The sequence below is a fragment of the Actinomycetota bacterium genome (assembly GCA_040754375.1).
In the GTDB taxonomy this organism is placed as follows: Bacteria; Actinomycetota; Acidimicrobiia; order Acidimicrobiales; family AC-14; genus JBFMCT01.
On the sequence record JBFMCT010000031.1, the window covers coordinates 19,327 to 30,452 of the forward strand.

The 11,126-nt window shown below is 72.5% G+C and carries 12 protein-coding genes; 9 read left to right on the top strand and 3 right to left on the bottom strand.

The annotated features are described in order from the left end of the window. Positions 1 to 3 precede the first annotated feature (3 nt). The 8 genes from AB1673_12800 (at position 4) to AB1673_12835 (ending at position 6,559) form a co-directional block, all read left to right on the top strand. On the top strand, positions 4 to 870 hold the full coding sequence (locus AB1673_12800; GenBank protein ID MEW6154849.1) for a glycosyltransferase family 2 protein: 867 nt from the start codon (positions 4 to 6) through the stop codon (positions 868 to 870). 52 nt (positions 871 to 922) lie between these two features. After that, positions 923 to 1,633, top strand: coding sequence for a hypothetical protein (locus AB1673_12805; GenBank protein ID MEW6154850.1), 711 nt, complete (start codon positions 923 to 925; stop codon positions 1,631 to 1,633). Further along, positions 1,630 to 2,733, top strand: a complete 1,104-nt coding sequence (locus tag AB1673_12810; GenBank protein MEW6154851.1) for an NDP-sugar synthase — start codon at positions 1,630 to 1,632, stop codon at positions 2,731 to 2,733. The genes AB1673_12805 and AB1673_12810 overlap by 4 nt, the downstream gene beginning before the upstream one ends. 5 nt (positions 2,734 to 2,738) lie before the next feature. Continuing rightward, a complete protein-coding gene (locus AB1673_12815) occupies positions 2,739 to 3,689 on the top strand; it encodes a GDP-mannose 4,6-dehydratase (protein MEW6154852.1) in 951 nt (316 codons plus the stop codon). Positions 3,690 to 3,691: 2 nt separating this feature from the next. Then, positions 3,692 to 4,501, top strand: a complete 810-nt coding sequence (locus tag AB1673_12820; GenBank protein ID MEW6154853.1) for a DUF1698 domain-containing protein — start codon at positions 3,692 to 3,694, stop codon at positions 4,499 to 4,501. Positions 4,502 to 4,661: 160 nt separating this feature from the next. Further along, the gene (locus tag AB1673_12825) at positions 4,662 to 5,153 is read left to right on the top strand and encodes a hypothetical protein (GenBank protein MEW6154854.1); all 492 of its coding nucleotides are present in this window, start codon (positions 4,662 to 4,664) and stop codon (positions 5,151 to 5,153) included. 36 nt (positions 5,154 to 5,189) lie between these two features. Continuing rightward, the gene (locus AB1673_12830; GenBank protein MEW6154855.1) at positions 5,190 to 5,918 is read left to right on the top strand and encodes a class I SAM-dependent methyltransferase; all 729 of its coding nucleotides are present in this window, start codon (positions 5,190 to 5,192) and stop codon (positions 5,916 to 5,918) included. A 152-nt stretch (positions 5,919 to 6,070) separates the two neighbouring features. Further along, positions 6,071 to 6,559, top strand: a complete 489-nt coding sequence (locus AB1673_12835) for a hypothetical protein (GenBank protein MEW6154856.1) — start codon at positions 6,071 to 6,073, stop codon at positions 6,557 to 6,559. A gap of 265 nt (positions 6,560 to 6,824) precedes the next feature. Here AB1673_12835 and AB1673_12840 read toward each other — a convergent pair whose 3' ends face one another. The 3 genes from AB1673_12840 to cofD are packed head-to-tail and all read right to left on the bottom strand — an operon-like array spanning position 6,825 to position 10,593. Next, positions 6,825 to 8,891, bottom strand: coding sequence for a hypothetical protein (locus AB1673_12840; GenBank protein MEW6154857.1), 2,067 nt, complete (start codon positions 8,889 to 8,891; stop codon positions 6,825 to 6,827). Then, positions 8,888 to 9,610: a coenzyme F420-0:L-glutamate ligase gene (gene cofE / locus AB1673_12845; protein MEW6154858.1), complete on the bottom strand. Its 723-nt coding sequence runs from the start codon at positions 9,608 to 9,610 to the stop codon at positions 8,888 to 8,890. The genes AB1673_12840 and cofE overlap by 4 nt, the downstream gene beginning before the upstream one ends. Beyond that, positions 9,583 to 10,593 (bottom strand): 2-phospho-L-lactate transferase, encoded by a 1,011-nt coding sequence (gene cofD, locus AB1673_12850; GenBank protein MEW6154859.1) that lies wholly within the window; start codon positions 10,591 to 10,593, stop codon positions 9,583 to 9,585. Before cofD ends, cofE begins: the two co-directional genes overlap by 28 nt. 88 nt (positions 10,594 to 10,681) lie before the next feature. Between cofD and AB1673_12855 the strand changes: the two genes are divergently transcribed. Then, positions 10,682 to 11,126 (top strand): hypothetical protein (locus AB1673_12855; protein MEW6154860.1); only part of this gene is annotated, 445 nt, incomplete at its 3' end.

Below are 11,126 nucleotides of genomic sequence, written 5' to 3' on the forward strand. Positions count from 1 at the left end.
ACCATGCCCGACTCCCCGGCCGCCGCGGTGGTGGTGAACTACAACGCCCGCGATGCGCTCGTGGCCTGCCTGGCCAGCCTGCGGTCCGAGGGCGTGGAGACGGTGGTGGTGGTCGACAACGACTCCCAGGACGGGTCGGCCGAGGCGGTGGCGGCCGCCGACCCCGACGCCCGGTTCATCGCCACCGGGGCCAACCTGGGCTACGGCACGGCCGCCAACCGGGGGGTACGGGAGGTGGACGAGCCCTACGTGATGGTCCTCAACCCGGACGTGGTCGTCGAACCGGGGACCGTGAAGGCCCTGGTCGACGCCCTCGAGCGCGACCCCCGCCTGGCCGTCGTCGGGCCCCGGGTCGAGGAGCCCGACGGCTCGCTCTACCCCTCGGCCCGGCGTTTCCCCGAACTGGGCGTGGCCGCCGGTCACGCCTTCTTGGGGTACGTGGCCCCCCGCAACCGCTGGTCACGGGCCTACAAGCTGGCCGACTGGGACCACAGCCACCGGGGAGAGGTCGACTGGGTGTCGGGCTCGTGCCTCATGGCCCGCCGCAGCGCCTACCAGGCCGTCGGGGGCTTCGACGAGGACTACTTCATGTACGCCGAGGACGTCGACCTGTGCTGGCGGACGTGGCAGGCGGGCTGGAGGGTGGCTTACGAGCCCGAAGGCCGGGTGGTCCACACCGGCGGGGTGTCGACCGACCAGGCGCCCTACCGCATGATCTTGGAGCACCACCGGTCGCTGTGGCGGTTCGCCCGCAAGAGCGCCAGTGGGCGAGACCGCCTGGCCCTACCGGCGGTGGCCGCCGGCCTCGGGGCCCGCACCGCCCTGTCGTGGGGCCAGCGGGCCTACGAGGGCTGGCGTAGCCGGCCGTGAGGGCCGGCCTCGCACCCGGGTAGGACGCGGCGTCCGGTAGGTTTGGTGCCAAATGGCCAAGACAACTACCCGGAAGGTCACCAAGGTCGCCCGTACCGGCGGTGGGCGGACCAAGCGAGGCCAGGGCTCGTGGTTCTTCCCGGCCCTGGTCACGACCGTCGTCGTGCTCGGAACGGCCCTGGTCATCATGAGCCGCAACGAGCGTCAGCCCGACACCTCGGCCCCCCAGGTGGGCGTCGACCACTGGCACGCGGCCATCGGCTTCGACCTGTGCGGCACGTTCGCCCCCAACGTCCCTGACACCGGCAACGACCCGCTCGGCATCCACACCCACGGCGACGGCATCGTCCACGTCCACCCCTTCAGCTCCCAGGCCGCCGGCCAGCGGGCCACCCTCGGGGTCTACTTCGACGCCGTCGGCATCGACGCGTCGGCCACGTCCCTCAAGCTGCCCACCGACCAGCGCACCTACCGCAACGGGGACGACTGCAACGGCCAGGAGGCCAGCCTCGTCACCAAGATCTGGGACACCCGGGCCGAGAGCGACCAGGGCCGGACCTTCACGGGCAACCCCCGTGACATCCGCTTGACCGACAACCAGTTGATCACCATCGCCTTCGTCCCCGCTGGCACCGAGGTCCGCAAGCCCCCGTCCGAGCCGATGCTCGACAACCTGTCCGACGTCCCCAACGCAGCCACCACCACGCTCCCGGCGACCACCACGACCGTCGAAGAGACGACCACCACGACCGCCGTCCCGTGAGGGCTGTCGTCCTGGTGGGCGGCGAGGGCACGCGCCTGCGGCCGCTCACCCTGGCGATGCCCAAGCAGATGCTGCCGGTGGCCGAGGTCCCCATGATCGAGCGGGTCCTGGCGCACCTTGGAGGTCACGGGGTGACCGAGGCGGTGCTCTCGCTGGGCTACCGGCCGGGCCCGTTCCTGTCGCTGTTCCCCGAGGGGCGGATGGGCGACATAGCCCTGCGCTTCGTGGTGGAGCCCGAGCCCATGGGCACGGCCGGGGCCATCGCCTACGCGGCCCGCGAGGCGGGCGTCGATGAAACGTTCGTGGCCGTCAACGGCGACGTTCTCACCGATCTCGACGTGAGCGCCCTCGTCACCTCCCACCGGCACTGGGGGGCCGAGGGCACCATCGCCCTCCACCACGTGGCCGACGCTTCGGCCTACGGCCTGGTGACCACCGACGCCTCCGGTCGCGTGAAGGCCTTCGTGGAGAAACCCGGCCCAGGCCAGCTGGCGGCGGTGGCCGCCGGCGGGGACATCAACGCCGGCACCTACGTGCTCGAACCGTCGGTGCTCGACCGGGTCCCGGTGGGGCGGGCGGTGTCGATCGAACGCGAGGTGTTCCCCCCCATGGCCTCCGAGGGCGTGCTCTACGCGGCCGTGTCCGGTGCCTACTGGCTCGATACCGGGACGCCCGCCCTCTACCTCCAGGCCCAGCTCGACCTGCTCGACGGGTTGCGCCCGCCGCCCCCGGCCCCCGGCGCCGTCCGGCGCGACGGCGCCCACGGGCCGGTGTGGCTGCTGGGCGAACCGGTGATCGACGGTCTCGTGTCAGGCGGCTCGCTGGTGGGTACGGCCGCCTTCGTACACGCCGGCGCCCGGGTCGAACGCTCGGTGATCGGGGCCGGGGCGCGGCTGGCCGAGGGGGCCGAGGTCCGGGGCTCGGTGCTGATGGCCGGCGCGTCGGTCCACGCCGGGGCCGTCGTCGAAGGTTCGATCGTGGGCGAGGAGGCCGTGGTGGGCGAAGGTGCGCAGGTGAGGGGTCTCAGCGTCGTGGGCAAGGCCATGGAGGTGCCCCCCGGCGCCTACCTCGACGGCGAGCGCTTCCCGGCGGGCGGGTGAGCGCCATGCGGGCGCTGGTCACCGGGGGCGCGGGGTTCATCGGTTCGACGCTGGTCGACCGGTTGCTGGCCGAGGGCCACTCGGTCGACGTGGTGGACGACCTCTCCAGCGGCACTCTGGCCAACCTGGCCGACGCCCGCTCCGACCCCAGGCGCGAGTACTCGTTCCACCGCATCGACATCCGGTCCGACGCCGTGGTCCAGCTCATCGCCCACCGCCGTCCCGAGGTGATCTTCCACCTGGCCGCCCAGGCCGACGTGCGGGTCTCGGTGGAGCAGCCCGCCTTCGACGCCGAGGTCAACGTCATCGGCACCATCAACGTCCTCGAAGGAGCGCGGCTGGCCGGCAGCCGCAAGGTGGTCTTCGCGGCCAGCGGCGGCACGCTCTACGGGGAGACCGACAAGCTCCCGATCCGCGAGTCCGCCCCCCAGCGCCCCCTGTCGCCCTACGGCGTGTCCAAGAAGGCGGGCGTCGACTACCTGCTGGCCTACCGCGAGCTGCACGGCCTCGAGTGCACGAGCCTGGCCCTGGGCAACATCTACGGCCCCCGCCAGGACCCCCACGGCGAGGCCGGGGTAGTGGCCATCTTCGCCGGCCTGCTGCTGGCCGGGCGTACGTGCACGATCTTCGGCGACGGCGAGCAGACCCGCGACTTCGTGTTCGTCGACGACGTGGTCGACGCCTTCTCGCGGGCCGCCACCCGGGGGGACGGCCTGCTGATGAACATCGGCACCGGCACAGAGACCTCGGTGAACCATCTGTACACGACGATGGCCAACGGGGCCGGGGCCGAGTCCCCGCCCAACTACGCCCCAGCCCGCCAGGGTGAGCTGCGGCGGTCGTCACTCGACCCGTCCAAGGCAGCCGTCCACATGGGCTGGAAGCCGTGGACCACGATCGAAGAGGGCACCGGTCAGGTCCTGCGGTGGTTCCGCGACCGGGCCCAGGGGAGATGAAGGTGGCTGCCACCCGCAACCAACGCAAGCTGGCCAAGGCGGTCGAGACCGTGCCCTTCTGGTGGCACTCGATCGACCTGGGGGGCGGCGTCGTCAGCGACGGCCGCAAGAGCGCCGAGCACCTGGCCCGGGAGTGGGACGCCATGCGCCTGCCCTCGCTGGCCGGCAAGTCGGTGCTCGACATCGGCGCGTGGGACGGCTACTTCTCCTTCCGGGCCGAGGCCGAAGGCGCCTCCCGGGTCGTCGCCCTTGACCACTACGTGTGGTCGATGGACCTGGCCCGCCAGCAGGCCTACTGGGACGAGTGCCGCCGCAACGGCACCGTGCCCGTGCAGTACCACCACGACCCCACGCTGTGGCGGCCCCACGAGCTGCCCGGCAAGGCGGGCTTCGACACCGCCCACCGCGCCCGCGCCAGCCGGGTGGAGAGCGTGGTCGGCGACTTCATGACCATGGACCTCGAACCGCTGGGCACGTTCGACGTCGTCTTCTTCATGGGCGTGCTCTACCACATGCGCCACCCGCTCCTGGCCCTCGAGCGGGTGGCATCGCTCACCCGCAACCTGCTCGTCGTCGAGACCGAGGCAGTGGCCGTCCCCGGCTTCGAGCACCACTCGTTCTGCGAGTTCTTCGAGTCCAACGAGCTCAACGCCGACGTCAGCAACTGGTGGGTCCCCAACCGCCACGCGGCCATGGCTCTGTGCCGGGCCGCGGGCTTCGGCGAGGTCGACGCCGACGACGATCCCGCCAACCGCCCCACCCAGCGCGACTCCCTCCACCGCTACCGCCTCTTCCTGCGCGCCTGGAAATAGGGCGACGCCCGGCACTAGCCTCGCCGGAGGCGAGCCGGTGGGACCGGAGGAAGGGGACCAATGAGGGCTCTTCGGGCAGCGTTGGCAGCCGCGGGTGATGGTCGGCGCGTCGGCGGTGGGGGCATCGCCGGCATCGGCGCTCACCCGGTGTACGACCGTGATGTCGGGACAAGCGCTCACCGGCCCGCTGGTCGTTCCCGCGGGCGAGACGTGCCAGCTCATGAACGGCACCGTCGTCACCGGGTCGGTCATCGTGCAGTCCACCGGCGCCCTCGTCATCTCCGACTCGACGGTGCGGGGCTCGGTCACCATTACGGGCGGCACCGTGGCCGCCCTGCCCGGGGCTCACGTCTGGAACTCCATCGACGCCCGCCAGCCGACCTACGTCGAGGTGTCCGGCGCCCGGGTCGACGGCTCGGTCATCGTCCGTGACCGCCCGGTTGGCGCAGGCTCCATCTTCATCGAAGACTTCTACGGGCCCCGCAACCAGATCGGCGGCAACCTGGCCGCCACCAACAACCGGGGGACGAGCAGCGTCGACTTGCTCCGCAACGACATCCGGGGAAACCTCATCTGCAGCGGCAACCAGACGATTACGCACTTCGGCAACAACGTCGGCGGGTCGAGCTTGGGCCAGTGCGCCGCGCCGTAGGCGGCGGGCGGGCAGCGGGCGGCAGCCGGTAACCCGGTGACAGGCAGTGGGGCCGTTCCCCACTGGGAGCCCATCGCCCACGAGTTCGAGCAGCACGCCGCCGCCGGGGCCTACAACGCGCTGTACGACCGTCCCACGGTCCTGGGCCTGTGCGGGGACGTTCGGGGTCTGCGGGCCCTCGACCTCGGGTGTGGGCCCGGCTTCTACGCCCGCGAACTGCTCGACCGGGGCGCGGCCGCGGTGGTCGGGGCCGACGCCAGCGCCACCATGGTGGACCTGGCCCGGCGGCGCTGCCCCGAAGCCGCCGAGTTCCGGGTGCACGACCTGGAGGCACCTCTCGACTGGGCGGCCGACGGCTCCTTCGACTTGATCGTGATGGCCCTCGTGCTCCACCACCTCGACGATCGCGCCGGCGCCCTGGCCGAGGTCTACCGGGCCCTCGCACCCGGGGGGCGGGTGGTGGTATCGACCCACCACCCCACGGCCGACTGGGCCATCCACGGCGGGAGCTACTTCACGACCGAGGTCATCGAGGAGACCTGGAACCGGGGGTGGCACGTCCGCTACTGGCGCATGCCCCTGACCGAGGTCGTCGCCCAGTTCTTCACGGCCGGCTTCGTGATCGAGGCCCTCCAGGAGGCACGACCGGCGCCCGAGATGGCCACTGCCTTCCCCGCCGACTTCGACAAGCTGACCCGCCAGCCAGGCTTCATCGCCTTTCGCCTGGCCAAGGCGGGGAGCGCGGGTGGCCGGGGCTCGCGATAGCCTCCTGGGAACGACGGACGGGTGGCTACGGCCACCGAGGGAGGCGGGTCAATATGCGGACTTGGCGAGCCGGTATTTCGGTGCTGGCGTTCGGTGCTACATCACTGGTGGCGATCGGCCATGCGGGTGCGGCCGCCACCTGTACAGGCAGCGTGGTTGACCAGACCGTGCAGGGACCGGTGGTCGTGCCTACCGGGTCCCAGTGTTACCTGATCGGCACGACCGTTATCGGTGGGATCGTCGTCCAACCCGGCGGCTCGCTCGAGCTGGAGAGCTCGGTGGTCCGCGGTTCGATAGCTGCCCAGCGAGCCTCGGTCGCTCTGTACGAGGACGTCGAGGTCACCCGCAACATCGAGAGCCGGTGGCCCACCTATTTCGAGATCACCGGCTCGACCGTGGGTGGGTCGGTGACAGTGCGAGACCGTGAGCCCGGCGCGGGCAGCATCTTCATCGACGAGTTCCGGGGCCACAACACCATCGGCTCCCACCTCGTCGCCAATTCCAACGCGGGCGACGCCCCGTTCGACATCTACGCCAACTTCATCGGCGGCCACCTCGTCTGCCTCTCCAACCCCACCCCCCCGGCCCACGCCGACAACGTCGTCGCCGGCCACACCACCGGCCAGTGCGCCGGGGGTTGACGAGACGAACATACGACCTGCCGGCCCAGTGCTCGCACCACCACCGGTTGCACACCGGGGCGGGCTGGGCATCTCGGGCAACGCCGACGAGCCCGACGGGGCCCCCTTCACCGATCCGGGCCGTCCCCTGACCTGACGGCCGTGGCCCCCCGGCCGTGCCCACGCGCCCGCTGGCGGCCACCGCCGAGGCCCTCGGCCTACTGGTCCCACCCCCCGGGTGAGCGTCTCCAGGCGAAGTGGCTCTACTTCGACGAGAGCGGTGCCCCTACGGCGGTGGGCGCAGGCGGATCAGCAGGGCCGCGCCCTCGCGGCTGACGGACTCGATGCGTTCGGGGGGGAGAGCGGCCACGTAGCGGGCAGCCCCCTCCTCGTCGACGAAGGAGCGGCCCAGCATGGACTGGTCGCGGTCGAGCGGGGCCATGCGGACGACCAGATAGCGGATCCGGAGCTGGTCCATGTAGGCCAGCGCCTCCGCCGATGCCGGCCGGCCGTTGCCCAGGCTGTTGAACAGGCGGACCGACTTCTCGTAGCCGGGGGGCGAGTAGCCGGAGTACCCGTTGACACGCGGCTTCCAGTCGATGGTCGACAGCACCATGCGGGGGCTCTCGATATAGGCCCACGTCCACTCGTGGTTGTCGGCCATGGGTAGCTCGACGACCGGGCCGTCCGGCAACCGGGCCAAGGCCTGGTTCACGGCCATGACCTCCGGACGGTCGACCCGTGGGGCCATGTGCAGCGAGACCCGGTACTCGGCCAGCATCACGCACCCCAGCACCACCGCGGTGACTAGCCGGGCCCGTGCCCCCCGTTTGGACACCAGCCGGTCGTAGCCCAGGGCGGCCAGCAGCCCCAGGGCCATCAACGGCACGACGATGAACCGGCCAAAGGCCCGCACCGACTCGAACCCGGGCAGCCCGCCGATCAGCCGGTAGGGCAGGGGCACCGGCTTTCCGAACACGAACTGGTACTTGCCGAAGCTCAACACCAGCGGCACCAGGCTGGCCAGCAAGAACAGCAGCAGTCCCCGTCGCCGCAGATCAGGCCCGGTAGGGCCCGTCCTCGCCGGCGCCGGCCCCGCCGTCGCACCCGCCGGCCCCGCCGGCCCCGCCGCCACGCCCGCCGCACCCGCGGCCACCCCCATGGCCGAAGGGGGCGGCTGGGCCGGAGAGGCGACTTCCCCGTCGGAGCCGGCCTCAACCCCCTCACCGGCCCACCCGGCATCATCCCCGCCCGAGCCCGGCCCGGTCCCGCCCGGGGCGCCGGCCGCGGTCACGGGGGCGGTCCGCCACCGCCACGTACGGCCCTTCCACACGGCCACACCGCCCACCGCTCCCAGGCCCATGGCCGCAAAACCCGAGAAGAGGCGGTTCTCGAAGGGCGAACCGGTCAGGTCCTGCATCCAGCCGTAGAGCCAGCTGCCGTGGGCCGGTGACAGGAAGTTCTTGGGAGTCACGGTCGCCTCGGGCGGGTAGGCCCGGGACAGGAACACCCCCATGGCCCGGTACTCCCGCAGGAAGGGGACCGTGAGCACGAGCGTGACCACCCCCGCCAAGGCCAGCCCGGCCCAGACCTTGGCTCCCAGCCGGCCCCGCTCGGCCAGCAGCCAACCCACGACGATCACGGCCACCGTCGGGTAGAGCACGAGGGCGATGTAGGCGGCGTTGAGGAAGGCGGCCGCGCAGCAGATCCCCACCGCCCCGGCCTGCCACCACCGCTTCTCCTCGAAGAAGCGCAGCAGCAACCACACGGTCAGCGGTACGAAATAGGCGAACTGGAGCTGGAAGTGGCTGTAGTGGCCCAGCCGGACGGCGGCGAACGAAAAGGCGATGCCGGCCAGCACGGCGGCTGCCCGGCTGGCGCCCACCCAGCGGGCCAGCGCGTAGGCCGACGCCAGCGAGATGACCCAGCCCGACAGGTAGACCACGTTGTAGGCAATGGTCCAGTCGGTGAGCCAGGCCACAGCGGCGGTGACCGGGGCGATGGCCAGCAGGGTGTCGCTGTAGAACAGAACGTTGCGGTTGGGCCAGAAGATGTTGGGGTGGAACAGCGGGTCCGACCGGCTCAACAGGCTGTGGACGTCCCACTGCATGAGCCACTGGATGAGGAACTGGTCGCCGTAGTCGCCGGGGGTGGCCGTCCGCCATTTGTCGACTTCGGGAAAGGCCATGACCAGCGAGAGGAGCGTGAACAGCCCGAGCAGCGCCGAACCGGTGGCCAGTTGCCGGCGGCGGACGGCCGTGAGCCATCGTCCCCGGTCAGCCGGCGCGTCAACGGCACCGTCGCCGGCCACCGGGGCGGGCGCCTCGTCGGGCACCGAGGGGGCGGTGGTCACCGGAACAGGTCCTCGTGGGGCCGGCGCACGATCTCGGCCCGGACCGACGACTCCCGCAGCCAGTCGGGGTCGACGCCCCGCACCACGGCGGCCGCCACCCCCGACGCCTTGCCCATGACCAGTTCGGCGGCCGAAGCCAGTTCGTCGACCACGGCCACCTCGGTCAGCCGCAGGACGCGGCCCTGCTGGTCGGTCGTGCCCCTGAGGTCGAGCACGGCCCCGATGCCCGCGCAGCCGATGGCCACGTCGGCCAGCCCCCGCCGCCACGGCCGCCCGAACGTGTCGGAAACGATCACCGCCACCCGCCGCCCGCACACGGCGGCCAGGCCGTCCCGGATGCGCCGGGCCGACCGGTCGGGGTCGACGGGCAAGAGGGCGGCCTGGCCTCCCGGGACGTTGGAGAAGTCGATCCCCGCCCCCGCGCACACGAACCCGTGGTGCGTCTCGACGATCGTGCGCCCGTTGGCCCTGCGCAGGAACCTCACCGATTCCTCCTCGACCAGCGCCATCCGAGCCGCCTCGTCGTCGGCCGGGCAGTCGACCAGCCGGCCCTCGGCCTTGGACACCACCTTCTGGGTGACGACCACGACGTCACCGTCGGCCAGCTCGGCACGGGCGGCGATGAGCTCGGCCAGCCGGTCGCCGGGCCTCACCTCGGGAAGGCCGACGACCGGCCAGATGTGCAGACCGTTCACGATGTCGCGCTCAACCCGCCCCATTGGGCGACCACCGGCGCCCCGGCGGCGGCCAGGACGGCCCGGGCGAGGGCGGCCGCCTCCGCCCGCCCGTGCATGACCGCGGGCGTCACCACGCACCTCATCCCCGCCTGCTCGACGGCATCCGCCAAGGAGGCGTCGCGCTCGTCGACGACCAGGGTGGCCGCCAGCCCACAGTAGAGGCGGGCCACGCCGACCACGGACGGCTCGTGGCCCAGCTCGGCCATCAGGCGGGCGGCCGGGCCCTTCAGGGCGGCACCGGCGACGATCGGCGAAACGGCCACCGTCCGGTCGCGCCGGGCGGCCACCGCCGCCCCGATGCCGGGGACCGCCAGCACCGGGCCTATCGAGACCACGGGGTTGGACGGGCAGATCACGACCACGTCGGCTCCCGAGATGGCGTCGAGCACGCCCGGGGCCGGGGCCGCGGCCTGGGCCCCCGCGAACCGCACGCCGGTGGCCACCACCGAGTGGCGGCGGCGTACGAAGTAGTCCTGGAACCCGATCTCACCGTCGCCGACGACGTCGACGCGGGTCTCGACCCGCTGGTCGCTCATGGGCAGGAGCGTGGCACGTACCCCCCAGGCGGCCGCAACCTCGCCGGTCACCTCCGAGAGCGCCGCGCCCTCGGCCAGGCGGCCTGTGCGGTACAGGTGGGTGGCCAGGTCACGGTCGCCGAGCCGGAACCACGTGGCCCCGGCGGACGAGCCCGGCGGGGCCGACGGGGCGTAGCGGCCCAGCGCCTCCATGGTGGCCCACGACTCCCCCGCCAGTCCCCACCCCTGGCCTGTCTCGACGGCGCCCGCCAGCGTGTAGGTGACGGTGTCGAGGTCGGGACAGACCTGGAGACCGTGCAGGACCACGTCGTCGCCCGTGTTGACCACCGCCGTGACGGCCTCCGGGGCCACGACGTCGACCATCCCCCTCAGGAGGCGGGCCGCTCCCACGCCCCCGGCCAAGGCGGCCACCCGCGGCGGCGGGCTCAATGGTTCAGTCACGGTCGCAGCCCACCCCTCCTGGGCCGCGAGGCTATCCAAGGGGGGCGGGCCGGTCGCCCGGTAGGCTTGGCCCCCGATGGACGCCCCGGCCCCGGCCGAAGACGGCGCGTGGCAGCCGCCTGCGCCGCTCGACATCCCCCAACCCGGTGCGGCGGCCGGCCCTGGGCACGACGCGCCATCCGCCCGGGCCCCTCTCGACGACCAGGACGACCCCGTGGAACGGCGGCTGGCGGCCATCGAAGCCCGCCTCGACTCCCTCGAGCACACCATGCGCGAGACGGTCACGGCCGAACTGCACGCCGCGGGCGACGAGTTGCGGCGGGCCGTGAGCGACCTGGGCCGGCTGCTCCTGCGGGACCTCGACCGGCTCACCAAGGTGCTGGCCGACCACCGCGACGCCATAGTCGAGCGGGTGTCGGCCCTGCCCCCGGGGCCCCCGCCCGCCACGGGAACGACGGCCCCGGCCCAGGAGGCCGCGCAGCGCACCCCGGGACCGCTACCCGCGGGGGACGGCACACCCC